The following is a 25,483-nucleotide window of genomic DNA, read 5'->3' as shown; positions in this document are numbered from 1 at the left end:
CCCGAAAAAGCCGTTCTCAGTTCGGATTGCAGGCTGCAACTCGCCTGCATGAAGCTGGAATCGCTAGTAATCGCGGATCAGCATGCCGCGGTGAATACGTTCCCGGGCCTTGTACACACCGCCCGTCACACCACGAGAGCCGGCAACACCCGAAGTCGATGAGGCAACCTACGGGAGCCAGTCGCCGAAGGTGGGGCTGGTGATTGGGGTGAAGTCGTAACAAGGTATCCCTACCGGAAGGTGGGGATGGATCACCTCCTTTCTAGGGAGCAACACGATAGACGCTTCGGCTTTCATTCAGTTTTGAGCGGGTAATTTAACATATATACAAAGATGGGCCTGTAGCTCAGTAGGTGAGAGCGCACGCCTGATAAGCGTGAGGTCGGTGGTTCGAGTCCACTCAGGCCCACCATCTTCTAGAAGTGGGAAGTTAGAGGTTGGAGAGAAGCCAACAATATTTTTATTCTAACTTCTAACATCTAAGATCCAATTTCTAAAACAACGGGGCCTTAGCTCAGCCGGGAGAGCGCCTGCTTTGCACGCAGGAGGTCAGCGGTTCGATCCCGCTAGGCTCCACCATTTTTTTTGCTATGACAAACAGCTCTTCTGGGGCTGTTTTTTTATTTTCAATCCAGAAGCATGAATGTTTTTAATGCGGGCTATGCTGTTATCAATGTTGCTATTTATTGCCAACGAAAAAAGGATTGGGCTTGAAACTGAAGGGAAATTATATTATATTATAGTCAAAGATAGTCAAGGTCAGGAGGTGAAGGGGATGGGAAACAATATTTCCGATATCATTGAGGATTATTTAAAATCCATACTGACCAATGAAGACCAGAATTTAATCGAGATAAAAAGAAGCGAGCTCGCGAAACACTTTGAATGTGTGCCCTCCCAGATTAACTATGTGATACGCACACGTTTTACCGTTGAAAAAGGGTATATTGTCGAAAGCAAACGTGGCGGGGGTGGATATATTCGCATTACGAAGGTGCGGCATACTGACCATCAGGAATTATGTGATCAATTAATCGGACACATTGGACAGTCCATAGATCAGGCTACTGGTAAAAGTGTTGTCCTCCGCCTCCTGGAAGAGGGAGCCGTTAGTAAACGCGAAGGGAATATGATACTCGCTGCCATCGATCGAGAAGTTATTGCCCTGCCTATGCCTTCGGATCGGGATGTTATCCGAGCAAATGTATTAAAAGCCATGCTTGCCAGTTTGAAATACAAGATTTAATACAGGAGGGGTGTGGGGCTCATGCAATGTCAAGAATGCAACCACCGGCAGGCCACGCTGCATTTTACGAAGATCGTTAATGCGAAGAAGACGGAGATGCATCTGTGCGAAGTGTGTGCAAAGGAAAAAGGGGATGAGTTGCCTGGTTCAAACAGCTACTCTATCCATGACCTTCTGTCGGGATTATTGAATTTAGACCCCAGCATGGGGGCTGGCGCCGACTACGCTAAACACATGAAACAAGAAGAGGTCCTACGCTGTCAAAAGTGTGGGTTGTTCTACAAGGATTTTGTCAAGAATAGCCGTTTTGGTTGTTCCCATTGCTATCAAGCGTTTAGTGCCAACCTTGATCCAATCCTCAAACGCGTGCACGGAGGCAATCATACCCATACGGGCAAGATCCCGAAACGTCAGGGTGGCCGCCTGAAGTTGCAAAAAGAGGTTTTATCCTTAAAAGAAAAAATGCAAAAGCATATCGACAATGAAGAGTTCGAACTTGCAGCCGATGTTCGTGATCGTATTCGCGAACTCGAAGAAACCGAAGAGAAGAAGGGGGATCAATAATGTCTTTAGAGCAGTTTATTTCTCATGCGATCAGTCCATGGACGAAAGACTCCGGTCCGGACGATGACATCGTCATGAGCACCCGCATTAGGCTTGCTCGTAATCTTGAAGCATTCCCCTTTCCCTTTTCATCTTCCCGGGATGCGGCAAGGGCTCTTTACAAGCACGTGTATGAACATTTATCGCCGGTAACTGAGGAACAGGTTGGAGAATTAACGTGGTTGCCAATGGAAGGTCTTTCCGAGATTGAAAAAACCGTTCTCGTCGAAAAGCATCTGACGAGTCCACAGCTTATCAGTGAATCCCAGCAGGCAGCCGTGGTGTTGAACAATGATGAAACCATTAGTATGATGGTTAATGAGGAAGACCATTTGCGCATACAGTGCTTGTCACCGGGTTTTCAGTTAGCGGAAGGTTATGAAGCCGCGAATGAGCTCGATGACTGGATTGAAGCGCATCTTGATTATGCTTTTGATGAAAAAAAAGGATATTTAACGAGCTGCCCCACGAACGTCGGAACCGGCATGCGAGCTTCGGTTATGATGCACTTACCGGCACTGGTTACCACGCAACAACTGAACCGAATTTTACCGGCAGTCAGTCAACTGGGGCTTGTCGTTAGGGGTATTTACGGTGAAGGCAGTGAAGCTAGAGGGAATCTTTTTCAGATTTCAAACCAGATGACGCTAGGTAAATCAGAAGAAGACATTATCGACGAATTACGCGGGGTTGTTCTCCAACTCATCGAACGGGAAAGAACCACACGGCAGGAACTGCTCAAGCATAATCAGTTGCAACTCGTTGATCAAGTGTATCGTTCCTATGGTATTCTGGCCAATAGTCGTATCATCGAGTCCAAGGAAGCAGGTAGGCATCTATCGAACCTTCGGCTGGGGATCGACCTTGATTTAATTCATGGCATAGAGGGTACGATTCTTAATGAGTTGATGATTCTGATTCAGCCCGCGTTTTTACAACAATATGCCGAACAGGAATTGTCGGTAGACGGCCGGGATGAGCGGCGGGCAACGTTGATTCGCGAAAGGTTGAAGCTTGAAAATATACAAGACGGAGGTGGCGAAACATGATGTTTGGCCGTTTTACAGAGAGAGCGCAAAAAGTGCTGGCGCTCGCCCAGGAAGAGGCGGTGCGACTGAGTCATACGAATATCGGCACAGAGCATATCTTGTTGGGATTGTTGCGTGAAGGCGACGGTATCGCCGCTAAAGCGCTGCAAGCTCTAAACTTGGGTTCGGATCAAGTTCAGCAAGAAGTTGAAAATCTTATCGGCCAGGAAGCCAATGGCCAAATGAAAAAACAAACCCCTCATTACACGCCGCGCGCGAAAAAAGTGATCGAACTGTCTATGGATGAAGCACGCAAGTTAGGCCACTCTTACGTTGGCACCGAGCACATTCTTCTCGGTCTGATACGGGAAGGTGAAGGGGTTGCGGCGCGTGTTTTGAACAATTTAGGCGTAAGCTTAAACAAAGCGCGTCAACAAGTGTTGCAATTGCTCGGGAGCAATGAATCCTCCGGAAACAATGCCCAGCAAGGAGCGGCGGGCGGAAGTGTAAACACACCGACGCTTGACAGCTTGGCCCGTGATCTTACAGCCGTGGCCAAGGAAGAAAATCTGGATCCGGTCATTGGCCGGGGACAAGAGATTCAGCGTGTGATCCAAATCCTTTCGAGGCGGACAAAGAATAACCCTGTTTTAATCGGAGAGCCGGGCGTCGGGAAAACTTCGGTGGCTGAAGGGCTTGCGCAGTCGATTATCGCCAATGAAGTCCCGGAGACATTGCGCAGCAAACGGGTCATGACCCTGGATATGGGAACTGTCGTTGCCGGTACGAAATATCGCGGGGAATTTGAAGACCGTCTGAAAAAGGTTATGGAAGAAATCCGCCAGGCCGGAAACGTCATCTTGTTCATCGATGAACTCCATACCTTAATCGGTGCCGGCGGTGCTGAAGGGGCGATCGATGCTTCCAACATTTTGAAACCGTCTTTGGCGCGTGGAGACTTACAATGCATCGGAGCGACAACGCTCGATGAATACCGTCGTTACATTGAGAAAGACGCGGCGCTTGAACGCCGGTTCCAACCGATCCATGTTGACGAACCAACTTTGGAGGAATCCACGCAAATCCTGAGCGGACTTCGCGATCGGTATGAAGCGCACCACCGTGTGACAATTACCGATGAAGCCATTGAAGAAGCGGTAAGAATGTCGGATCGCTATATCTCTGACCGTTTCTTGCCGGATAAAGCAATTGACCTGATTGATGAAGCAGCTTCGAAAGTAAGGTTGCGTTCATATACGGCTCCGCCCGATCTAAAAGAAAGAGAACAAAAACTGGAAGAAACCCGCAAGGAAAAAGATGCAGCCGTGCAAAGCCAGGAGTTTGAAAAGGCCGCTTCTCTTCGCGACAGTGAACAACGTTTTCGTGAAGAATTAGATGAACTCAAGAACCAATGGAAAGAAAAGCAAGGGCAAGAGAATACAGAAGTGGCTATGAATGATATTGCTGAAGTCGTTGCCAGCTGGACGGGAATTCCCGTTACGAAATTGGCGGAAGAAGAAACGGAACGCTTGCTCAGAATGGAAGACATCCTCCACGATCGGGTGATCGGTCAGGATGAAGCTGTCGACGCGGTTTCAAAAGCGGTGCGTCGTGCTCGTGCGGGGCTGAAAGATCCGAAGCGACCGATCGGTTCCTTTATTTTCCTCGGTCCAACCGGGGTTGGGAAAACCGAACTGGCCCGCGCCGTCGCCGAGACACTCTTCGGTGATGAAGAAGCGGTGCTTAGGATCGACATGTCCGAGTATATGGAAAAATATACGACGAGCAGACTTGTCGGTTCACCGCCGGGCTATGTCGGTTATGATGAAGGTGGACAGCTCACCGAGAAAGTACGACAGCGTCCGTATTCGGTGATTTTGCTGGATGAAATTGAAAAAGCGCATCCGGATGTATTTAATATTTTGCTGCAAGTGCTGGAAGACGGCCATCTGACCGATTCGAAAGGTCGCAAAGTAGATTTTAGAAATACAGCGATCATCATGACCTCCAACGTCGGTGCGGCCTCGCTCAATAATAAATACGTCGGATTTACGACGAACACGACGGACCGAAAACACCTCGATATGAAAAATACAGTCATCGAGGAACTCAAGAAAACGTTCCGTCCGGAGTTTCTCAACCGCATTGATGAAACGATCGTGTTCCACAGTCTCGAGAAGAAACACATTCGCGAAATCGTCGGCTTAATGGCGAAAGAATTGCAAACACGGTTAAATGAACAAGAAGTCAACTTTGAATTAACGGATGAAGCGATGGAAAAAATTGCTGATGAAGGGTTTGACCCTGATTACGGTGCACGCCCGCTGCGCCGCGCATTGCAAAAGCAGGTGGAAGACCGTTTATCCGAAGAATTGCTCAGGGGCAACATCGAAAAAGGGCAAACAGCGGTGATTGCTTATCGAGATGGTGAATTTGAAGTTGAGTTGAAGTCTAAAGTCACATCATAAGGTTGCAGCCGGGTCTTTAACCCCGGCTTTCCTTTTCAAAAATGATTAAGGCAAGCTTTCATATACATACGATACAGCAAGGAGGAAAAAGATGGCGAAAACGAAAACAAAATTCGTTTGCCAGGAATGCAGTTATGAATCGCGGAAATGGATGGGGCGTTGCCCTTCATGCCAAAAATGGAATACACTTGTGGAAGAAATGGAGAAGCCTTCCGCGACAAAACATACGAGTGGTAGCGCGCCCTCGATGGGAGGCAACCGTCCCCAAAAAATCAGTGAAGTCAACAGTGAAGACGAACCACGGATGACCACGAAATTGTCAGAATTAAATCGCGTTTTAGGCGGAGGGATTGTTCCCGGTTCCCTCGTTCTCGTCGGGGGTGACCCGGGTATCGGTAAATCGACGTTGCTTTTACAATTGTCCGCCCTTTTGGCTGAGGAAGATAAAAAAGTATTGTATATATCCGGGGAAGAATCGGTGAAACAAACAAAAATGCGCGCGGAACGATTGCAGGCCCAGGTGCATTCATTGTATGTGCTCACAGAAACGGACACTTCACTCGTTGACCAGGCGGTGGAGATGATACAACCCGATGTCCTGATTATCGATTCCATCCAGACGATGGAGACACCGGATATCTCCTCTGCCCCGGGAAGTGTGGCACAAGTGCGGGAATCGACGTCTTCATTTATGAAAATGGCAAAATCCCGGGGCATTTCCGTCTTTGTCGTCGGGCACGTGACGAAACAAGGATCAATCGCCGGGCCTAAGCTGTTGGAGCATATGGTTGATGCCGTTCTTTATTTTGAGGGAGAGCGCCATCATACCTTTCGGATTTTGCGCGCGGTGAAAAACCGTTTCGGGTCAACGAATGAAATCGGCATATTTGAGATGACTGAAGAAGGTTTGCGGGAAGTTTTGAATCCGTCGGAGATTTTCCTGGAAGAGCGCTCTGAAGGCGTCGCCGGTGCGACGGTCGTCGCTTCTCTGGAAGGCACCCGCCCTGTTTTGGTCGAACTGCAAGCGCTTGTGGCTCCGACCAGTTATGCCAACCCCCGGCGTACAGCCACCGGAGTTGATCATAACCGCGTATCTTTGCTCATGGCGGTATTGGAAAGACGGGTAGGCATGCTCCTCCAAAATCAGGATGCTTATATTAATGTCGCAGGCGGGGTGAAATTGGATGAACCGGCGGTCGATCTGGCGATCGCGACGAGTATTGCCTCGAGTTTTCGCAATCAGGTGACGCGTCCTACAGACGTTGCCATCGGTGAAGTCGGTTTAACAGGGGAAATCCGCCGTGTATCCCGTATCCAGGAGAGGATCAGGGAAAGCGCGAAACTCGGGTTTGAACGATGTATTATTCCTTCGAAAAATATGGAAGGTTGGAATATCCCGGACAATATCAGCTGCGTAGGGGTCCGTTCCCTGGAAGAAGCATTGGATGTAATGCTTGATCAAAAAGCGACAACACGGTAGAGGAGAGGTGAAGTGATGAGTGAACGTGACCGCGATCATTTTATTAAGCACGTTTTTCCATTTCTTGCTCCCGGCACCCCCTTTCGGGAGGGTGTTGATAATGTGTTGCGGGCAAGAACCGGTGGGTTGATTGTCGTTGGGTTCAGTGATGAGGTCAAAAAGATCGTAGACGGCGGTTTGCAAATTGAGGCAGAGAATACCCCGGCCCAACTGTATGAGCTGGCAAAAATGGACGGTGCGATTATTCTCAGTCAAAACGGTGAAACGATTTTATTCGCAAATGTGCAATTGGTGCCGGACAGTAAAATTCATTCCAATGAAACCGGCATGCGACACCGAACGGCCGAACGTGTGGCTAAAGCCACAGGCGAACTGGTGATTGCCATCTCTGAACGCCGACATGTGATTACGCTATACCAGGGGGCTCATCGCTATACCCTTAAGGAAATGGGTGTGATCCTGACCAAAGCGAACCAGGCGATTCAAACGCTGGAAAAATATAAAGCCGTCCTGGATCAAAGCATTACCAATCTGGGCGCCCTTGAATTTGAAAGGCTCGTAACCTACCAGGACGTTTTACAAGTGCTTCACCGTGTGGAGATGGTTTTACGAGTCAAAAGGGAGCTGATTACGTACGTGCATGAGCTTGGAAACGAAGGACGGCTCATTACCATGCAGTTGAATGAACTGTTGACGAATGTGGAGAAGGAAGCGTTTTTGCTCCTGAAAGACTACGTGAACACGGAAAAGACGGATGCCAGCAAAGCTTTTCATGACTTACAGGTTTTGTCTGAGAAGAAGTCTTTAAATGACGAGACCATCCTGCGGTTGTTGGGAACGAATGAACATGAGGATCATATATTGTCGCCGCGGGGCTATCGTTTGCTGCATCGTATTCCGAGACTTCCGTCTGCGATCATTGAGAATATTGTCGATTATTTTGGGACATTAGATTCATTTAATCCTGCAAGTCTGGAAGATTTTGATCGTGTGGAAGGAATTGGGGAAACAAGGGCGAAGTTAGTAAAAGAAGGCTTGGAACGTGTGCAGGAGCAAATGTTTATTGATCGTCATATTTAATCTCCCTGTGATGAAAATGTAAGATCTAAACTGTTAGTATAGAGTGAGAGGTGGGCGGTTGGAATCGACGTATATAAATTTTTTGGCAAAACGGAGATTCAGAGATTAGATTGAATGCATTTTGGCCATAATGACATCAAGGAGGTGAATGAGATTTTAAAACGAATGGTACAAGTGTTTTTTGTCGTTATTGGTGCAGCTCTGGGTTTTATATTTATGTCTGAACTTATTTCATCCCTGAATGTGCAGCTTCCTGCCTGGTTGTTGAACGAGTACGTGGGCGGGGGCCTCGGCGCGTTGTTATTCTTTCTTTTATCCTTATGGGTAGCTGATCCGATTGTTCGCGCATTAACGGTTATCGAAGAGGCGATTGTAAAGGCGCCGATTACGAATGTGTTGTTTGGAACGGTAGGCTTAATGTTTGGGTTGATCGTGGCGTTTTTGATCGGTCTCCCGCTCGGGGGGATCCAAATCCCGGTGATCAGTCAAGTTCTCCCGATCTTTATAACGATTATTCTCGGGTACTATGGTTTCCGCATCGGCTCACAGAAAAGAGATGAAATTGTCGCTCTTTTTGGCTCCATAGGCAGAGGTGCAAACAAGGATCGCAAAAAGGATGAGGGCAAGGCCGATACTTCCAATGAAGGGGATGATCGCCCTGCAACATCACTTAAAATTTTTGATACGAGTGTCATCATTGATGGACGTATTGCCGATGTCAGCCGCACGCGCTTTCTCGAAGGAACGATTGTCATTCCGAAGTTTGTGCTGGATGAACTTCAACATATCGCGGATTCATCGGATGCCCTGAAGCGGAATCGTGGCCGGAGAGGGCTTGATATTCTCAATCAAATCCAGAAAGAGGATGCCGTGGAAGTGAAAATTGAAGATATTGATTTCGACGATGTGGACGCTGTCGACAGTAAACTCGTCAAACTGGCGCAGGAGACATCCGGCGTTGTCGTGACGAACGATTTTAATTTAAATAAAGTATGCGACTTGCAGGGCGTTCCCGTCCTTAATATCAACGACCTCGCCAATGCTGTCAAGCCGGTGGTTTTACCCGGCGAAGAGATGTCTGTGCAAGTGATTAAAGACGGAAAAGAAGAGGACCAGGGCGTCGGTTATCTTGACGATGGCACGATGATCGTTATTGAAGAGGGACGTTCTTATATCGGCCGCCAGGTGGATGTTATCGTGACGAGTGTGCTGCAGACAAGCGCAGGCCGAATGATTTTTGCCAAACCGAAAATGCTCGAAAAAGCGCTCTGATGGCGCAATGCCCTGATTACAACGATCGGGGCTTTTTTGGCAGTTAAGAAAGTATAAACTTTCTTATCTTGCATAAGTGCAACTAAGGCTTTCGCCAGGCTTGGCGATAAGCCAAGTTTTCTTTACCGGCGGTTGCTTTTCACGCCTGTTCCCTTGTATCATAATGATTGATATGACAAGGGGGCGAAAGATACGCATGGCATACACGGTGATCATCCCGGCGGCCGGACAGGGAAAACGTATGAACGCAGGCGGAAACAAGCAATTTTTAAATATCCGCTCCCTGCCGCTTATCATTCGCACGCTGCGCATTTTCCAAAACGATGAAGCCTGCACTGCTATCGTCGTTGTCGTAAATGCAGGCGAAATCGGAGATATGGAACGATTGTTCACACATTATAATGTATCGAAGGTGCAGGCGCTCGTCCCCGGCGGAAAGGAACGGCAGGAAAGCGTGTATGCCGGCCTGCAGCATTTGGACCAAGCGGGGATCGTGTTGGTTCATGATGGCGCCCGCCCTTTCATTCGGCAAGAAGAAATCCATCGTCTCCTCGCGGAAGTTAGTGATACCCAGGGTGCTGTATTGGCGACGAAGGTGAAGGATACCATTAAAAAAGGGTCCGACGAGCAATTTGTGACCGAAACCCTTACACGCGATGAACTTTGGTCTGTGCAAACGCCCCAGGCGTTTTCATTTGATATGTTAAAAAAAGCCCACGAGGTTGCGTTGAATACAGGTTTTACCGGAACAGATGATGCCAGTCTTGTTGAATATATTTCCGGCAAGATTCGACTCGTCCCAGGAAGCGAAGACAATATTAAATTAACAACCCCTGATGATATAGGGATGGCCGAAATGATTTTGGGGAAAAGAAAGGGAGACGAGCATGAGGATTGGGCACGGCTTTGACGTCCACGCTTTTGCAAAAGACGAGCTGTTAATCATCGGTGGAGTAACCATTCCATATGAATGGGGGCTCAAGGGGCATTCCGATGCTGATGTTTTGTTGCACGCCATCGCGGATGCGTGTCTGGGCGCGATCGGGGAAGGAGATATCGGCCGTCATTTTCCGGACACGGATCCTGCATTTGCCGGTACCGATTCAGCTGAATTATTGTCTGAAGTGTATACATTGGTTGAGCAGAAAGGATATAGACTCGGCAACCTCGATGGGACAATCATTGCCCAGAGGCCGAAGATGGCCCCCTACATTTCACCGATGCGAGAACGAATCGCCGACATTCTGCAAGCTAAAAGCTCGCAAGTGAATGTGAAAGCAACGACGTCGGAACGATTGGGCTTCACCGGACGCGAAGAGGGAATCGCGGCGATGGCCGTAGTTTTGTTGCAGGCTAAATAATTATCGTTTGTTTTTTGATTGTGGTATAATCCTTTACAGATTCAGGACGCAGGAAGGTGTTAACGATGACGCAAAACATTCGTGTACGATTTGCGCCAAGTCCGACGGGACATCTACACATCGGCGGTGCACGGCAAGCCCTTTTTAATTATTTATTTGCTCGTCGACATAACGGAGCGTTTATCGTTCGCATCGAAGATACGGATCAAGCGCGAAACGTCGAGGACGCTACCGATAAATTGATGCAGAGTCTGAAATGGCTCGGTCTGGATTGGGATGAAAGCATTGAAAACGGCGGTCCTCATGCGCCGTATCAAAGCAGCGAAAGACTGGACATCTATCAAACATATATCGACCGGTTATTGAAAGAAAAGAAAGCTTACTACTGTTATATGACGAGTGAGGAGCTCGAGGCTGAAAGGGAAGCGCAAATCGCTCGCGGCGAGATGCCGAAATATAGTGGCAGAGATCGTGATTTGACGAGGGAACAGCAACAGGCTTACGAAGCCAAAGGCATCAAGCCGGTGGTCCGTTTTCGCGTCCCTGATAGCGAGAGCGAAGTCGTCATTGATGATGTCATTCGCGGACAAGTGAGCTTTGAAACGGACGGTATCGGGGATTTTGTCATCGCCCGCTCCGATGGCGTACCAACGTATAACTTCGCGGTGGTTATCGACGATTATTTGATGGAAATCTCTCATGTGATCCGCGGCGAGGAGCATTTATCCAATGCGCCGAGACAAGCCCTTTTGTATGATGCTTTTGCATGGGAACAACCGCGTTTCGCACACGCGCCGTTAATTCTCAATGAAGACCGGCAAAAGATGAGCAAGCGGGATGAAACGATCATGCAATTCGTTGAACAGTATCGGGCATCCGGGTATTTGCCGGAAGCGCTCGTCAATTTCCTGGCGTTACTCGGCTGGTCCCCGGCAAGTGAAGAAGAGAAGTTTTCCGTCGAGGAGCTGAGTGAACGGTTTTCGCTTGAGCGGGTATCGAAGGCGCCGGCCGTCTTTGATCAGGATAAGCTGGCCTGGATGAATAACCAGTATATGAAAGAAGCGGACCCGGACCGGTTGACAGCCCTCGTGATTCCGCATTTGCAAAAGGCCGGTCGGTTGCGTGACGACTTCACCGAAGAAGACCGGGAATGGATCAGGGAGCTCGTGGAAATCTATCAGGAGCAAATGCATTATGCCGAGGAATTTGTCGCGTTAACGTCCCTTTTTTTCCAATCATCGATTGATTACGAGGGGGACGCATTGGACGTCCTGAAGGAGCCCCAGGTGCCTGAGGTGATGCAGTCGTTTTCGAAGCAGTTGGATGGCGTAGAAACTTTCGAAGTTGATGGGATAAAACAAGCGATTAAGGCGACGCAAAAAGAAACCGGCCATAAAGGCAAACGATTGTTTATGCCGATTCGTGCGGCCGTAACCGGCCAAACTCACGGACCGGAATTACCGAAAGCAATCAAGCTTCTCGGCAAGGAAACGGTACAGGCAAGATTAGTTGCTGCTTCGCATATACAAGAATGAAGTGAACGTTGATAAGGAAGAGTAGACGAGTGCGTTCCTTTCCAGAGACGGCTACAACGGTGGAAGTAGCTGATGGAACCCTCGATCGAATGCCCCTTTGAGTCTTTCGTGGAACGATCAGTATACGAAAGCGGCTCACGGCCGTTATCCCGTATGAGTGGAGTCTGTCAACTCTAACAGAGTGGAACCGCGTGATAAGCGTCTCTGTGCGATACGCACAGAGTTTTTTTGTTTGGAAGCCCAAAATTATGCATAAAGATGAGGGGGAACTATGTGGGGAATCTTTAAGCGCGATCTGGATGTAGTTTTTGCCCGGGATCCGGCGGCGAGAAACCGGCTGGAAGTCATATTGACTTATGCGGGTGTGCACGCGGTTTGGTTTCATCGTATCGCCCATTGGCTCTGGCGAAAACGCCGGTACCTGTTGGCGCGGATATTGTCGCAAATCAGCCGCTTTATAACCGGTATCGAGATCCACCCCGGAGCGGTGATCGGGGAGAGATTGTTTATCGATCATGGTATGGGTGTTGTCATTGGCGAGACGTGTGAAATCGGCAATGATGTGACCATTTATCAAGGGGTGACGCTGGGAGGTACCGGCAAAGAAAAAGGAAAACGCCACCCGACCGTGGAAGACCATGTCCTGTTTGCCACGGGCGCGAAAGTTCTGGGTTCGATGCGGATCGGACGTAACTCCAATATTGGCGGCGGTGCCGTCGTCCTCAAGGAAGTGCCGCCCAATTCTACGGTTGTGGGCGTGCCGGGCCGGGTCGTTGTACAGGACGGTGTGAAGGTGGAGCAGGATTTGCAGCATCATCTTTTGCCTGACCCGGAGGATGACCGTTTTACGGCGTTGGAAAAAGAAGTCCAGCGGTTGCGCCACGAACTCAAAGAGGTTAGGAAGAATACGGAACAGGAGTGAAAACGATGGCTGTACAATTGTACAACACGTTAACGAGACAAAAAGAGGTATTTCATCCCCTTGAAGAGGGTAAGGTGAAGATGTACGTTTGCGGACCGACCGTTTATAATTATATCCACATCGGTAATGCAAGGTCCGCGGTCGTCTTTGATATGGTTCGTCGTTACTTGATTTACCGAGGGTATGACGTGAAATACGTCACGAATTTCACCGATGTGGATGATAAAATTATCGATGCGGCGAAAGAAGCGGGCGAGGATGTTTTTGCGCTGGCAGAGAAGTTTATCGAGAAGTTCCATGAGGATACATCTGCTTTAGGGGTCAAACGCGCCGATCTTCACCCGCGCGTGACGGAAACGATGCCTGACATCATTGCTTTCATCGAAGGATTAATCGCCAAAGGCTACGCGTATGAGTCCGCGGGTGACGTCTATTTTAAAACGAGATCTTTTCCGGATTACGGGAAGTTGTCGGGGCAATCCACCGATGACCTTCAGGCCGGCGCCCGGATTGAGGTCGGTGAACGAAAACAGGATCCCCTCGATTTCGCGTTATGGAAACAGGCAAAAGCTGATGAAGTCTCCTGGGAAAGCCCGTGGAGCCAAGGGCGACCCGGTTGGCATATTGAGTGCTCGGCGATGGTGAAAAAATATTTGGGAGAGACGATCGATATTCATGCCGGCGGCCAGGATCTTACGTTTCCCCACCACGAAAATGAAGTGGCGCAATCGGAAGCCCTCACGGAGGAACAGATGGCAAGTTATTGGCTTCACAACGGGTATCTTCAGATCGATAATGAGAAGATGTCGAAATCCCTCGGGAATTTCGTCCTCGTCAATGATCTGATCCGCGAGTACGATCCGGAAAAGATCCGCTTCTTTATGTTGCAATCCCACTACCGGCAACCGCTGAATTTCAATGCCGAGCTAGTGGAAGCTGCGGGGGCGGGGCTTTCCAGAATCCGCACTTTCCTGGAAAACGTCCGTCACCGTTATCGCACAAGCGCGGATTTTGCCGATGGCGAGGCGTGGCTCCAAAAGATTGAAAGCTTTAAAGGCCGCTTTATGAACGAGATGGACGATGATTTCCATTCCGGGAACGCGATTACGGTGCTATTTGACTTTGTGAAAGAAGGAAATCTGTACTTGCAAGGGCCTCATACGTCCAGGGAAGTGCTCCGGGAAATCATGAATACGTTTCAAGAGTGGGGCGAGGTTTTAGGGGTCACCTTTTTTGTCGAAGAAGATCTTTTACCTGCCGACATTGAGGATTATATTGAACAACGGGGCAAAGCTCGCGAGCACCGGAACTTTCAGGAAGCTGACCGTATTCGGGATTTATTAAAAGAAGAAGGCATCGAGCTTGAAGATACACCGCAGGGGACACGCTGGAAGCGGGTGTCGAAATCATGAGTCTCGCGGATGCCGGGCAGGTGAATGGCTTGGCGCTCGCGTATATCGGCGACGCAGTCTATGAACTTTACGTTCGCGAGCGCCTCTTACAGGCCGGCTATACGCGCCCGCATCAACTGCACGCCCAGGCTACCTCTTATGTAAGTGCGCAGGCCCAGGCGGACCTTTTACAGTTTTGGTTAAAACATGAACGGCTGGATACAGATGAAAAGACGATCGTTCGCCGGGGGCGCAATGCAAAATCGGGAAGTGTCCCGAAAAATATAGACGTGATGACGTATCGGCAGAGCACGGGTTTTGAAGCGCTCATCGGTTATTTGCATCTGCAAGGAAAAAAGGAACGACTAACGGATTTGTTAAGCGATTGGTCCAACATTTGGGGGGAGGGAGAACGCGATGAAGGAAAGTGAATGGTTAACGGGGCGTAACCCTGTATGGGAGGCGCTACAGTCTTCTTCCTCCATCCAGAAAATTTGGGTGGCTCAAGGGGTGAAAAAAGCTTCCATTCAAGCCTTAATGGCAAAGGCGAAAGAAAAAAACGTGGCGGTTCAATTCGTCCCCCGCCAGAAGATCGACCGGCTCACGGACGCTGGTAATCATCAAGGCATTGCGGCAGAGATCTCCGCGTATGCTTATGCAGACCTTGACAACCTGTATGCACGCGCGGCCGCCAGAGGACAAGCCCCCTTTTTTATACTTTTAGACGGCATTGAAGATCCGCAAAATTTGGGTTCGATCTTGCGAAGCGCGGATGCAGCGGGGGCAGATGGCGTCATCATTCCCAAGCATGGGGCCTGTGGTTTAACCGGGGCGGTGGCTAAGGCTTCTGCGGGGGCGATCGAGCATGTACCCGTCGCCAGGGTCACTAATCTTTCGCGCACAATGGCCCGGCTTAAGGATGAGGGATTGTGGATGATCGGCAGCGACGCGCGTGCCGAAAGTGATTACCGCGAGCTTGATGGCGACATGCCCCTGGGGTTGGTTATAGGCAGTGAAGGTAAAGGAATGAGCCGTCTCGTTCGGGAGTCGTGTGATTTTTTATATCATATTCCATTGGCAGGGGAAGTGCCTTCCCTGAATGCCGCAATCTCTTGCAGCCTGCTCATGTATGAAGTGCAGCGAAAACGACACCCGCTGGGGGGTGAGTCGGGGTGAAAAAAGAAATCGTGCTCGTCGATGGGTATAACATTATCGGGGACTGGCCGGAACTCAAGAGGCTCAAGCAACAGTCGCTTACGGAAGCCCGTGATTTACTCATTGCAAAGATGGCAGAGTATCAAGCGGTGACCGGGAGGAGAGTGATCATCGTATTCGATGCTCACATGGTGCCCGGGACGGGAAGTAAAAACGCGCACCATCGTGTGGAAGTCGTCTATACACGCGAGCGGGAAACAGCAGATGAACGCATCGAAAAGCTCGTGAGTCAACTGAAAAATGTTGAAACCCAAGTGTACGTAGCGACATCCGACTTTATTGAGCAATCGGTAACATTCGGAAGCGGTGGCCTCCGCACCTCGGCCCGCGAATTAAGGGTGCAGATGGATGATGTCGAAAACCATATTACCGAGCGTGTCTCCCGCGTACAAAAAGAGACACGTCATGGCAATCGAGTCATTTCCAAAGAACTCGCTGAATTTTTTGAAAAAAAGCGTCGAAATGACGGCTGAGTTATTGACTTGCTGTTTGAGACTGCTTTATACTAAGTGAAACAGACATCGAAGGCGAGGGCGAGGGATGGTTGTGAATGTGCACCTCATAGAGAAGAAACAGCGACACGTTGAGGAGACAGAAGACGAACGACTTGTAACGAACGTACACCAGGGTGACTCCACTGCGTTGGACCAACTGATTCACAAGTATAAAAACTTTGTCCGGGTAAAATCGCGATCTTATTTCCTTATGGGCGCCGATCATGAAGATATTATGCAAGAAGGGATGATCGGACTCTATAAGGCGATACGGGATTTTAAGGGGGGCAGGCTTTCTTCGTTTCGGGCTTTTGCCGAACTTTGTATTACGCGGCAGATCATTACCGCGGTCAAAGCCGCTACCCGCCAGAAACACGCACCTTTAAATTCATATGTATCGTTGGACAAGCCGATTTATGATGAAGAATCCGACCGCACACTGATGGATATTGTTTGTGGCACGATTGTGTCAAACCCCGAGGAAGTGTTGCTGAATCGCGAGGAAATGAATGATCTCGAATATAGAATCGCCCAGGTTTTAAGTGAATTGGAACAAAAAGTGCTCCAGCTTTATTTGGATGGCCACTCTTACCAGGAAATCTCCACCGCTGTCAACGTACATATGAAGTCGATCGATAACGCGTTGCAGCGAGTAAAAAGAAAACTTGAACGCTATGCACAAATAGAGAAGATGGTCCTTTGAAACCGCAAAATTAACAGAATCTTCGACGGTTTTTGAGGATTTTCACACACTGAAACGAGAGCACGAATGTCGTGTTCTCGTATTGATGTTAGACGACATTTCCCCCGCGATATCGGCAGAGGGCGCAGGAATAGTTCCAATTTTATAAGGAGCGTATACGTATCACATTGATCATCCCTCACGTATGGATCCGCCCGCCCTTTGGGGTATGAAAACGAGGATATCATCCCTCAGGGATCGTTCCGCCCGCCCTTTGGGGTATAAAATCGGGGATATTAAACCTCACGGATCGCACCGCCCGCTCTTTGGGGTATGAAAACGGGGATATCATCCCTCACGGACCGTTCCGCTAGCCCTTTGAGGTATGAAATCGGGCACACTGCCCATCTTAGCATGGCGCACATTGTTTTCCACGGGGATTTTACTTTGACGTTACCTTTGAATTTAATTTTCCTGCCTTCATTTGACAGGGAATGCCTGCTGTGATACAGTTTATGCGCATGATGTGTACGGATATCAATGAACGGAATAACTTTATAGATGAGTACCGTTGAAAACACACCGACTGCGGTTGTTTTTTTATGTTTAAGAAAACTTGGCTTATCGCCATTATCTGCGAAAAAGATGCTTATTCGTGAGGCCGATAACAGGGGAGGGGCTCGTGATTTTTAAGAAAAGTATCCAGTTCCTGCGCGAAGTAGGACAGGAAATGAAACGTACCACTTGGCCAACGCCGAGAGAGCTTTTTAGATATACCCGTATTGTGATCCTGACATTGATCTTTATTACGATCTTTTTTGCGATTGTGGACGCCGGGATATCATTTCTCGTCGAAACATTTCTTGCTTAGCAGGTCATGTTCTATTGGTTAGGCCTGTGGTGAATGCATAGGAGGGAGGAAAGGGATCGACCGGTCCGTTAAATATGGAGAAAAATTGGTATGTGGTACATACGTATTCCGGGTATGAAAACAGGGTCAAAATTAATCTGGATAAGCGTGTGGCGTCCATGGATATGCTTGATAAGATCTTTAGAGTGCTCGTGCCCATGGAGGAAGAGAAGGAAACGAAAGACGGAAAGACGAGGACCGTCAACAAAAAAACATTCCCGGGCTATGTTATCGTAGAAATGGTGATGACGGACGACTCCTGGTATGTTGTGCGCAACACCCCCGGGGTCACCGGCTTTGTAGGTTCTCCAGGTGCCGGTTCCAAGCCGAACCCCCTTATGCCTGATGAAGTGGATGACATCTTGCGGAAAATGGGTGAAGATACGCCGAAAACGGAAATTGACCTGGAACTGAAAGAGTCAGTGAAGGTTAATGAAGGCCCGTTCACAGACTTTACGGGTACCGTTGAGGAAATTAACGGTGAGAAACAAAAGGTCAAGGTGCACGTCAATATGTTCGGACGGGAGACGCCTGTGGAACTGGATTTTCATCAAGTGGAAAAAATATAACGGCTGATGGCTGCAAATGCTTGCGGTTCGTCTATTAAGATGATACCATTTATCATGTTTGCTCATCTTGCAAGTTCCTTGCGGTGGAGCAGAACGTGGGAGGGCATCCTTACCCGAAAAACCACAATACGAGTGAAGGAGGTGTGTCGCGTGGCTAGAAAGGTAGAAAAGGTAGTCAAGCTACAAATTCCTGCAGGCAAAGCCAACCCGGCACCGCCGGTCGGACCCGCGCTCGGTCAGGCTGGTATTAATATCATGGGTTTTTGTAAAGAATTTAATGCCCACACACAAGAGCAGACAGGGACGATCATCCCGGTTGAAATCAGTGTGTACGAAGACCGTTCGTTTACGTTTATTACGAAGACACCGCCGGCCCCGGTATTGCTACAACAAGCCGCTGGCGTTAACGGGGGCTCCGGTGAACCGCATAAAACGAAAGTAGGCAGTGTGACTGCCGATCAAATCCGTGAAATCGCGGAGACGAAATATGAAGATCTCAATGCCGAAAGTACAGAGGCGGCCGTTCGTATGATCGAAGGCACCGCACGCAGCATGGGCATTGCGATTGAAGGTTAGGTCATCTTCTCCGTTTGGGTAGGACCAGGCGGATGAGATCCTGCGTGGGAGGTTAAACCGTTAAACCACAAAAGAGGAGTTGAAATGAAATGCCCAAAAAACAAGGGAAAAAATTTGTAGAGGCCAAACAGCAAGTGGATACGTCCCGCAGTTATTCATCTGTGGAAGCGCTGGAACTCGTTCAAAAAGTCGCACCGGCGAATTTTGACGAAACGGTAGAAGTCGCGCTTCGCCTGGGTGTAGATCCACGTAAAGCCGACCAGCAAATTCGCGGCGCTGTCGTCCTTCCTCACGGCACAGGAAAAACGAAGCGTGTACTCGTGTTCGCGAAAGGCGAAAAGGCGAATGAAGCCGAAGAAGCGGGCGCGGATATCGTCGGTGAAGAAGAGCTTGTCGATAGAATCCAGCAAGGGTGGCTGGACTTTGATGTCGTCGTGGCCACACCGGACATGATGGCTCAAGTCGGCAAACTCGGACGTATTCTCGGCCCCCGCGGCTTAATGCCGAACCCGAAAACCGGGACGGTTACGATGGACATCGCCCAGGCGGTGAACGAAATCAAGGCGGGGAAAGTAGAATACCGTGTGGAGAAAGCCGGAAATGTTCACGTTCCGATCGGAAAAGTTTCTTTCGAAACGGATCAATTAAAAGAGAATTTGAACACAGTGGTCGATACGCTCATGAAGGCGAGACCATCGGCGGCCAAAGGGACTTACATGCGCAATATTTCCGTCGCTTCTTCCATGGGGCCGGGTGTAAAGGTCACCACAAGCGGCATTAGCGTTTGACTTTTGTGTCTGTATCCCATATACTGGAGCACGTTAAAGCAAACTTGGCTTATCGCCAAGGATGGCGAAAGCCTTAGTTGCACTTATGCACGACAAGAAAGTTGTACTTTCTTGTCTGCTAAATAAAAGAGCATCAACCGTAGACAGCAGGTGCGTTTCACACGCTTAATTTCCTGCCGAGGTGATCTGACGTCATAGGGAACATTTTCTAATGGTGAACATGTTCCGATGGAAGACCTTTTTATGTCTGCGGCGACGTAAAGAGGTCTTTTTGCTTTTATGAGATTTTTAACAGGAGGTGTGACGATGAGTACCGTGATTGAACAAAAACAGGCTGTCGTTAGTGAAATAGCCGACAAGCTTGCAAACAGTGAATCGATTGTCTTCGTCGATTACCGAGGGCTTAATGTAGCCCAGGCAACGGAACTTCGCAGAAAGCTTCGTGAAGAGGACGTCGAGTTTAAAGTGTACAAAAACACGATGGCTCGGCGCGCGACCGCAGAGACGAACTTCACGGAAATTGATGAATTTCTCGTGGGGCCCACAGCGATCGCGACGAGTGCAACCGACGCTGTAGCGGCAGCAAGAGTGCTTAATGACTTTTCCAAGGCTAATCCGGCTCTTGAGATTAAGACAGGCATCATCCAGGGAGAAGTAACCACGGTCGATAATATTAAACAACTGGCCGAGCTGCCTTCTTACGATGGTCTTGTCGCCATGTTGCTCAGTGTGTTGCAAGCGCCGCTGCGTAATTTTGCTCTTGCATCCCAGGCGGTAGCAGATCAAAAAGAAGAAAATGAGAACGCATCTTAATCGATATTTTTGAAGGAGGAAATCACAATGGCAAAAGAACAAATCATTGAAGAAATCAAGGGCATGACTGTCCTTGAACTAAACGACCTTGTCAAGGCAATTGAAGAAGAATTCGGTGTAACAGCCGCGGCACCTGTAGCTGTTGGCGGCGGTGGCGGAGACGAAGCTGCCGAAGAAGAACAAACGGACTTTAACGTCGTATTGAATAGCGCAGGTTCTTCCAAAATTAACGTTATTAAAGTCGTTCGCGAGATTACGGGACTTGGACTTAAAGAAGCGAAATCCCTTGTTGACGGCGTGCCGGAAACGCTTAAGGAATCCGTGAGCAAAGAAGACGCTGAAGAAATGAAGAGCCAGCTTGAAGAAGCCGGCGCCGAAATTGAACTGAAATAAGCATTGCAAATCAAGGAGCTTCCCTGCCGCATGTGGTGGGGAAGCTTTTTCAAGCAGGAGGCAAAAGCCGCATGACGCAACATTATTATAACGAGCATCCGGTGACGCGAAGTAATGAGCAGGTGTTCAACACCGAAATAAGCGGTCGTTCGTTTTCTTTTGTTTCGGACCACGGTGTTTTTTCGAAAGAAGGAGTAGATTTCGGGAGTCGTTTTTTGGTGGAGACGTTTACGGAACCTGATATTGCCGGACCGTTACTGGATATGGGATGTGGCTACGGGGCGATGGGCATCATGCTTGCAAACATCACCGGCCGACACGTAACCCTATCGGATGTGAACCAACGAGCGGTGGAGCTTGCCCGCCAAAACGCCGCACGCAATGAAGCTTACGCGGTACAGGTCGTTTCCGGCGACCTTTTTTCCGGTGTGGCAGATAGCGAACGCTTCGCGGCCATCGTCATCAATCCGCCGATTCGAGCGGGAAAAGCGGTGGTGTATCGAATGTTGTCAGACGCGCGTGCTTATTTATTACCCGGAGGCGAGCTCTGGATTGTGATTCAGAAAAAGCAGGGAGCGCCTTCGGCGAAACGAAAGTTGCAAGATATGTACGAAGAGGTCGTTGAAGTGGATAAAGACAAGGGGTATCGCGTGTTCAGGGCAAGGGGCCTGGAAAAAGATTAAAAAAATGTTTGACCTTCAATCTCGTTTATGATACTATCTTATAATGCGTATAAACGTATGAATGGCAAAGATCTTTTGGCAGCTAGGAAAGTGAAACTTTCATAGCGTTCTCCAACATTTACAGGTATAAAGGTTATCGGGGTCGGGAACACTGGTATAATCTGAAAAAATCTATGATGTTCATATTGGCAGATAAGAAAGGAAATCTTTCTTATTCTGCATAAGTGCAACTAAGGCTTTCGCCATGCTTGGCGATAAGCCAAGTTTTCTAATACTACGTGTTGCTCCCCTTGTATATAACTGGCGGCTCATTCTTCTCATAAGTAGGATGATTTATTTTTTCTCCCTTGGCAATGGGTCGTGCCGGGATCCTATAGGGGGAGCTAAACAAAATGCGGATTTTGAGGGGTGAATTCGTTGACAGGTCAACTCATTCAGTATGGACGCCATCGCCAGCGAAGAAGCTACGCGAGGATTAGCGAGGTTTTAGAGCTTCCTAATCTCATTGAGATTCAAACGGCTTCATACCAGTGGTTTCTCGATGAAGGGATGCGAGTCATGTTCCAGGATATATCCCCTATTGAAGATTTTACTGGTAATCTCGTGCTGGAATTCATCGATTACAGCCTTGGTGAGCCGAAATATTCCGTTGAAGATTCTAAAGAGCGGGATGTGACGTATTCCGCGCCGCTACGCGTGAAAGTCCGTCTCATGAATCAGGAAACGGGCGAAGTGAAAGAACAGGAAGTATTTATGGGTGATTTTCCGCTGATGACCGATACCGGAACATTTATTATTAATGGTGCCGAGCGCGTCATCGTTTCCCAGCTCGTCCGTTCACCAAGTGTTTATTATAGCGAAAAAATCGATAAGAACGGCAAAAAAGGGTTTACAGCCACAGTTATTCCTAACCGTGGAGCTTGGCTGGAACTGGAAACGGATGCCAAGGACATCACCTACGTGCGTATCGATCGCACGCGTAAAATCCCGGTTACCGTCTTGCTCAGAGCTCTCGGATTTGGTTCGGATCAGGAAATTGTCGATTTAATCGGTGAAAATGAGTTTTTGCGTAACTCATTGGAAAAGGATAACACAGAAGATACGGAAAAAGCATTGTTGGAAATCTATGAACGCTTGCGTCCGGGTGAGCCTCCGACGGTTGAAAATGCGCGGAGCTTGCTGGAATCCCGCTTTTTTGATCCGAAACGATATGACCTGGCGAATGTCGGGCGTTACAAAATCAATAAAAAGCTGCACATTAAGGACCGTCTTTTTAATCAAGTGCTCGCCGAGACACTCGCTGATCCGGAAACCGGGGAGGTCCTCGCCGAAGAAGGGACATTGATCGACCGGCGCACACTCGACCGCTTATTGCCTTATCTTGACAATGGTCTTGGCTTTAAGACTTTTCGGGTTGTCGACGGTATCGTCGAAGATGACAGTGATGTAGTGGTGCAATCGATTAAGATCTACGCACCCAATGACTCTGAAGGCGAGCAAACGATCGAAGTCATCAGCAATGGCACGATTGATACGGATATCAAGCATATTACACCTGAAGACATCATCGCGTCCATTAGCTATTTCTTCAACCTGCTACACGGTGTCGGCGGTACGGATGACATCGACCACCTCGGAAACCGCCGCTTACGCTCGGTCGGTGAACTGTTGCAAAATCAATTCCGTATCGGCTTGTCACGCATGGAGCGTGTCGTCCGCGAGCGGATGTCGATTCAGGATCCGAGTCAAATCACACCGCAGGCATTGATTAATATTCGCCCCGTGATTGCGTCGATTAAGGAGTTTTTCGGAAGCTCCCAGCTCTCCCAGTTTATGGATCAAACGAATCCGCTCGCTGAATTAACACACAAACGTCGGTTGTCCGCGCTGGGCCCCGGTGGTTTAACGAGAGAACGCGCGGGCATGGAAGTACGGGACGTTCACTATTCTCATTACGGCCGTATGTGTCCGATTGAAACACCTGAAGGACCGAACATCGGCTTGATCAACTCTTTGTCCAGCTATGCAAAAGTCAATGAGTTCGGGTTTATGGAAACCCCCTATCGCCGTGTCGATAAAGAAACCGGGAAAGTCTCGAGCCAAGTGGATTATTTGACGGCGGATGAAGAACTGAATTACGTCGTTGCCCAGGCGAACGCGAGGCTTGATGAAGACGGCGCGTTTATCGATGACCATATCATTGCTCGTTTTCGTGAAGAAAATACGATCGTCGCCAAAGAACGTATTGATTATATGGACGTTTCACCGAAACAGGTCGTTTCGGCAGCGACAGCGTCCGTTCCATTCCTGGAAAACGATGATTCCAACCGCGCATTGATGGGCGCAAACATGCAGCGGCAAGCCGTGCCTTTGCTTGAGCCGGAAGCGCCTGTCGTCGGAACAGGCATGGAATATGTGTCCGCCAAGGATTCCGGCGCGGCCGTAACCGCCCTCCATCGCGGTGTCGTCAAACGTGTCACCGCCAAGGAAATCAAGATGCGCCGCCTTGAAGAAGTGGATGGTAAAGAAGTGGAAACCGATGAAGACAATTACCGCATGTCTAAATTTATCCGCTCGAATCAAGGCACAAGCTATAATCAGCGTCCGATTGTCGACGAAGGGGACTTCATTGACAAAGGAGAAGTACTCGCCGACGGTCCTTCCATGGATAAAGGAGAAATGGCAATCGGCCGCAATGTACTGCTTGGATTCATGACCTGGGAAGGTTACAACTATGAGGACGCGATTATCCTTAGCGAACGCCTCGTTAAAGATGATGTGTTTACCTCGGTGCATATCGAAGAATATGAATCTGAAGCACGGGATACGAAACTGGGCCCTGAAGAGATTACCCGTGATATTCCCAACATTGGCGAAGACGCGCTCCGCAACCTTGATGATCGCGGAATCATTCGCGTGGGTGCCGAAATTAAGGATGGCGACATCCTCGTTGGGAAAGTAACCCCGAAAGGCATGACAGAACTGACCGCTGAAGAGCGTCTGCTTCACGCTATCTTCGGAGAAAAAGCACGTGAAGTGCGGGACACTTCCCTAAGGGCTCCTCACGGCGGGGATGGCATCGTCCTTGATGTGAAGATCTTCAACCGGGATGACGGTGACGAACTGCCTCCGGGTGTGAACCAGCTTGTTCGTGTGTATATCGTGCAGAAGCGCAAGATCCACGAAGGGGATAAAATGGCTGGTCGGCACGGCAACAAAGGGGTAATTTCCAGGATCCTGCCCGAGGAAGATATGCCGTTTATGCCGGACGGAACGCCGATCGACATGATGTTAAACCCTCTCGGAGTGCCATCGCGAATGAATATCGGACAAGTGCTGGAAATGCACCTGGGCATGGCCGCTCGCGAACTGGGCATTCATGTGGCTACACCGGTCTTTGACGGTGCCCGCGAAGAAGATGTCCAGGAGACGCTTGAAGAAGCAGGTATGGCCGGAGACGGTAAGACGGTCCTGTATGACGGACGAAGCGGCGAAGCGTATGATAATCGTGTGTCCGTCGGGGTCATGTATATGATTAAGCTCGCGCACATGGTCGATGACAAACTTCACGCCCGTTCAACCGGACCTTATTCATTGGTCACCCAACAACCGCTCGGCGGTAAGGCACAATTTGGCGGCCAACGGTTTGGAGAGATGGAAGTTTGGGCGCTCGAGGCTTACGGGGCTGCGTATACCCTTCAGGAAATTCTGACGGTAAAATCGGACGATACGATCGGTCGTGTGAAAACGTATGAATCGATTGTGAAAGGCGAGAACGTGCCGGAGCCGGGCGTTCCGGAATCGTTTAAAGTTCTGATCAAGGAACTCCAGAGTCTCGGCATGGACGTGAAAATGCTCTCCAGCAATGAAGAAGAGATCGAAATGAAAGAGCTGGATGATGAAGAAGATCAGTCGAATGATAAAATGAATTTAAAGCTGGAATCCACGGAGAATGCTTAAGAATCGCGAAAGAG

24 protein-coding genes, 2 tRNA genes, 1 rRNA gene and 2 other annotated features are annotated in these 25,483 nt (G+C 49.1%); all 27 genes read left to right on the top strand.

Translation table 11 applies throughout. The annotated features are described in order from the left end of the window. Positions 1 to 262: ribosomal RNA gene (locus tag BLS58_RS13565) — 16S ribosomal RNA — on the top strand; the annotation flags it as partial. A 73-nt stretch (positions 263 to 335) separates the two neighbouring features. Beyond that, positions 336 to 412: transfer RNA gene (locus tag BLS58_RS13560), tRNA-Ile, on the top strand. Between the two features lie 91 nt (positions 413 to 503). Then, positions 504 to 579 (top strand) — tRNA-Ala (locus BLS58_RS13555). A gap of 196 nt (positions 580 to 775) precedes the next feature. Continuing rightward, entirely contained in the window at positions 776 to 1,246 is a 471-nt protein-coding gene (locus tag BLS58_RS13550; RefSeq protein WP_090399339.1) for a CtsR family transcriptional regulator, read from the top strand. Positions 1,247 to 1,267: 21 nt separating this feature from the next. Continuing rightward, complete coding sequence (gene mcsA / locus BLS58_RS13545; RefSeq protein WP_090399334.1) at positions 1,268 to 1,810, top strand: protein-arginine kinase activator protein McsA; 543 nt, start codon at positions 1,268 to 1,270, stop codon at positions 1,808 to 1,810. Then, a complete protein-coding gene (gene mcsB / locus BLS58_RS13540) occupies positions 1,810 to 2,898 on the top strand; it encodes a protein-arginine kinase McsB (RefSeq protein ID WP_090399333.1) in 1,089 nt (362 codons plus the stop codon). Before mcsA ends, mcsB begins: the two co-directional genes overlap by 1 nt. After that, entirely contained in the window at positions 2,895 to 5,345 is a 2,451-nt protein-coding gene (locus tag BLS58_RS13535) for an ATP-dependent Clp protease ATP-binding subunit (RefSeq protein ID WP_090399332.1), read from the top strand. Before mcsB ends, BLS58_RS13535 begins: the two co-directional genes overlap by 4 nt. Before the next feature lie 91 nt (positions 5,346 to 5,436). Further along, positions 5,437 to 6,825, top strand: coding sequence for a DNA repair protein RadA (gene radA, locus BLS58_RS13530; RefSeq protein ID WP_090399331.1), 1,389 nt, complete (start codon positions 5,437 to 5,439; stop codon positions 6,823 to 6,825). 15 nt (positions 6,826 to 6,840) lie between these two features. Then, complete coding sequence (gene disA / locus BLS58_RS13525; RefSeq protein ID WP_090399330.1) at positions 6,841 to 7,905, top strand: DNA integrity scanning diadenylate cyclase DisA; 1,065 nt, start codon at positions 6,841 to 6,843, stop codon at positions 7,903 to 7,905. 153 nt (positions 7,906 to 8,058) lie between these two features. Beyond that, positions 8,059 to 9,177 carry a PIN/TRAM domain-containing protein gene (locus tag BLS58_RS13520; RefSeq protein WP_090399338.1) on the top strand — a complete coding sequence of 373 codons (1,119 nt, stop codon included), beginning with the start codon at positions 8,059 to 8,061 and terminating at the stop codon, positions 9,175 to 9,177. 196 nt (positions 9,178 to 9,373) lie between these two features. Beyond that, positions 9,374 to 10,087 (top strand): 2-C-methyl-D-erythritol 4-phosphate cytidylyltransferase, encoded by a 714-nt coding sequence (gene ispD, locus BLS58_RS13515; RefSeq protein WP_090399329.1) that lies wholly within the window; start codon positions 9,374 to 9,376, stop codon positions 10,085 to 10,087. Then, the gene (ispF, locus tag BLS58_RS13510) at positions 10,065 to 10,538 is read left to right on the top strand and encodes a 2-C-methyl-D-erythritol 2,4-cyclodiphosphate synthase (RefSeq protein WP_090399328.1); all 474 of its coding nucleotides are present in this window, start codon (positions 10,065 to 10,067) and stop codon (positions 10,536 to 10,538) included. Before ispD ends, ispF begins: the two co-directional genes overlap by 23 nt. A 65-nt stretch (positions 10,539 to 10,603) precedes the next feature. Beyond that, positions 10,604 to 12,073 carry a glutamate--tRNA ligase gene (gene gltX, locus BLS58_RS13505; RefSeq protein WP_090399327.1) on the top strand — a complete coding sequence of 490 codons (1,470 nt, stop codon included), beginning with the start codon at positions 10,604 to 10,606 and terminating at the stop codon, positions 12,071 to 12,073. Continuing rightward, positions 12,073 to 12,282: a binding site (T-box leader), on the top strand. It overlaps the preceding gene by 1 nt. A 62-nt stretch (positions 12,283 to 12,344) precedes the next feature. Then, positions 12,345 to 12,995, top strand: a complete 651-nt coding sequence (cysE, locus tag BLS58_RS13500; protein WP_090399326.1) for a serine O-acetyltransferase — start codon at positions 12,345 to 12,347, stop codon at positions 12,993 to 12,995. A gap of 5 nt (positions 12,996 to 13,000) precedes the next feature. Continuing rightward, entirely contained in the window at positions 13,001 to 14,407 is a 1,407-nt protein-coding gene (gene cysS, locus BLS58_RS13495; RefSeq protein WP_090399325.1) for a cysteine--tRNA ligase, read from the top strand. Next, positions 14,404 to 14,817 carry a Mini-ribonuclease 3 gene (locus BLS58_RS13490; RefSeq protein ID WP_090399324.1) on the top strand — a complete coding sequence of 138 codons (414 nt, stop codon included), beginning with the start codon at positions 14,404 to 14,406 and terminating at the stop codon, positions 14,815 to 14,817. Before cysS ends, BLS58_RS13490 begins: the two co-directional genes overlap by 4 nt. Then, a complete protein-coding gene (gene rlmB / locus BLS58_RS13485) occupies positions 14,804 to 15,562 on the top strand; it encodes a 23S rRNA (guanosine(2251)-2'-O)-methyltransferase RlmB (protein ID WP_090399323.1) in 759 nt (252 codons plus the stop codon). The genes BLS58_RS13490 and rlmB overlap by 14 nt, the downstream gene beginning before the upstream one ends. Next, entirely contained in the window at positions 15,559 to 16,074 is a 516-nt protein-coding gene (locus BLS58_RS13480) for an NYN domain-containing protein (RefSeq protein WP_090399322.1), read from the top strand. The genes rlmB and BLS58_RS13480 overlap by 4 nt, the downstream gene beginning before the upstream one ends. A 67-nt stretch (positions 16,075 to 16,141) precedes the next feature. Continuing rightward, positions 16,142 to 16,798 carry an RNA polymerase sporulation sigma factor SigH gene (gene sigH, locus BLS58_RS13475; RefSeq protein WP_090399321.1) on the top strand — a complete coding sequence of 219 codons (657 nt, stop codon included), beginning with the start codon at positions 16,142 to 16,144 and terminating at the stop codon, positions 16,796 to 16,798. Positions 16,799 to 17,459: 661 nt separating this feature from the next. After that, positions 17,460 to 17,648: a preprotein translocase subunit SecE gene (gene secE, locus BLS58_RS13470; protein WP_425433696.1), complete on the top strand. Its 189-nt coding sequence runs from the start codon at positions 17,460 to 17,462 to the stop codon at positions 17,646 to 17,648. Between the two features lie 74 nt (positions 17,649 to 17,722). After that, positions 17,723 to 18,256, top strand: a complete 534-nt coding sequence (gene nusG, locus BLS58_RS13465) for a transcription termination/antitermination protein NusG (protein WP_090399320.1) — start codon at positions 17,723 to 17,725, stop codon at positions 18,254 to 18,256. Between the two features lie 150 nt (positions 18,257 to 18,406). After that, on the top strand, positions 18,407 to 18,832 hold the full coding sequence (gene rplK / locus BLS58_RS13460) for a 50S ribosomal protein L11 (protein ID WP_090399319.1): 426 nt from the start codon (positions 18,407 to 18,409) through the stop codon (positions 18,830 to 18,832). Between the two features lie 89 nt (positions 18,833 to 18,921). After that, a complete protein-coding gene (gene rplA / locus BLS58_RS13455; protein ID WP_090399318.1) occupies positions 18,922 to 19,620 on the top strand; it encodes a 50S ribosomal protein L1 in 699 nt (232 codons plus the stop codon). Between the two features lie 119 nt (positions 19,621 to 19,739). Next, positions 19,740 to 19,903: a sequence feature (ribosomal protein L10 leader region), on the top strand. Between the two features lie 23 nt (positions 19,904 to 19,926). Then, positions 19,927 to 20,433 carry a 50S ribosomal protein L10 gene (rplJ, locus tag BLS58_RS13450; RefSeq protein WP_090399317.1) on the top strand — a complete coding sequence of 169 codons (507 nt, stop codon included), beginning with the start codon at positions 19,927 to 19,929 and terminating at the stop codon, positions 20,431 to 20,433. Between the two features lie 27 nt (positions 20,434 to 20,460). Further along, complete coding sequence (gene rplL, locus BLS58_RS13445) at positions 20,461 to 20,826, top strand: 50S ribosomal protein L7/L12 (RefSeq protein WP_090399316.1); 366 nt, start codon at positions 20,461 to 20,463, stop codon at positions 20,824 to 20,826. Positions 20,827 to 20,897: 71 nt separating this feature from the next. Continuing rightward, positions 20,898 to 21,509, top strand: coding sequence for a class I SAM-dependent methyltransferase (locus tag BLS58_RS13440; protein ID WP_090399315.1), 612 nt, complete (start codon positions 20,898 to 20,900; stop codon positions 21,507 to 21,509). A gap of 417 nt (positions 21,510 to 21,926) precedes the next feature. Next, positions 21,927 to 25,469 carry a DNA-directed RNA polymerase subunit beta gene (gene rpoB / locus BLS58_RS13435; RefSeq protein WP_090399314.1) on the top strand — a complete coding sequence of 1,181 codons (3,543 nt, stop codon included), beginning with the start codon at positions 21,927 to 21,929 and terminating at the stop codon, positions 25,467 to 25,469. Positions 25,470 to 25,483: the final 14 nt, after the last annotated feature.

Source organism: Natribacillus halophilus (assembly GCF_900100185.1).
Lineage (GTDB): Bacteria > Bacillota > Bacilli > Bacillales > Marinococcaceae > Natribacillus > Natribacillus halophilus.
The sequence above is the reverse complement of the archived record's forward strand: the minus strand, read 5'-3'. Positions and strand labels throughout refer to the sequence as shown.

Bases quoted from the DNA above. Each gene is read 5' to 3' on its own strand.
- mcsB (WP_090399333.1), top strand. From the start codon at position 1,810: ATGTCTTTAGAGCAGTTTATTTCTCATGCGATCAGTCCATGGACGAAA.
- gltX (WP_090399327.1), top strand. From the start codon at position 10,604: ATGACGCAAAACATTCGTGTACGATTTGCGCCAAGTCCGACGGGACAT.
- BLS58_RS13535 (WP_090399332.1), top strand. From the start codon at position 2,895: ATGATGTTTGGCCGTTTTACAGAGAGAGCGCAAAAAGTGCTGGCGCTC.
- rplJ (WP_090399317.1), top strand. From the start codon at position 19,927: ATGAGTACCGTGATTGAACAAAAACAGGCTGTCGTTAGTGAAATAGCC.
- cysS (WP_090399325.1), top strand. From the start codon at position 13,001: ATGGCTGTACAATTGTACAACACGTTAACGAGACAAAAAGAGGTATTT.
- radA (WP_090399331.1), top strand. From the start codon at position 5,437: ATGGCGAAAACGAAAACAAAATTCGTTTGCCAGGAATGCAGTTATGAA.
- mcsA (WP_090399334.1), top strand. From the start codon at position 1,268: ATGCAATGTCAAGAATGCAACCACCGGCAGGCCACGCTGCATTTTACG.
- sigH (WP_090399321.1), top strand. From the start codon at position 16,142: ATGGTTGTGAATGTGCACCTCATAGAGAAGAAACAGCGACACGTTGAG.
- rlmB (WP_090399323.1), top strand. From the start codon at position 14,804: ATGAAGGAAAGTGAATGGTTAACGGGGCGTAACCCTGTATGGGAGGCG.
- BLS58_RS13440 (WP_090399315.1), top strand. From the start codon at position 20,898: ATGACGCAACATTATTATAACGAGCATCCGGTGACGCGAAGTAATGAG.
- rplA (WP_090399318.1), top strand. From the start codon at position 18,922: ATGCCCAAAAAACAAGGGAAAAAATTTGTAGAGGCCAAACAGCAAGTG.
- ispD (WP_090399329.1), top strand. From the start codon at position 9,374: ATGGCATACACGGTGATCATCCCGGCGGCCGGACAGGGAAAACGTATG.
- BLS58_RS13550 (WP_090399339.1), top strand. From the start codon at position 776: ATGGGAAACAATATTTCCGATATCATTGAGGATTATTTAAAATCCATA.
- disA (WP_090399330.1), top strand. From the start codon at position 6,841: ATGAGTGAACGTGACCGCGATCATTTTATTAAGCACGTTTTTCCATTT.
- BLS58_RS13490 (WP_090399324.1), top strand. From the start codon at position 14,404: ATGAGTCTCGCGGATGCCGGGCAGGTGAATGGCTTGGCGCTCGCGTAT.
- rplL (WP_090399316.1), top strand. From the start codon at position 20,461: ATGGCAAAAGAACAAATCATTGAAGAAATCAAGGGCATGACTGTCCTT.
- nusG (WP_090399320.1), top strand. From the start codon at position 17,723: ATGGAGAAAAATTGGTATGTGGTACATACGTATTCCGGGTATGAAAAC.
- ispF (WP_090399328.1), top strand. From the start codon at position 10,065: ATGAGGATTGGGCACGGCTTTGACGTCCACGCTTTTGCAAAAGACGAG.
- cysE (WP_090399326.1), top strand. From the start codon at position 12,345: ATGTGGGGAATCTTTAAGCGCGATCTGGATGTAGTTTTTGCCCGGGAT.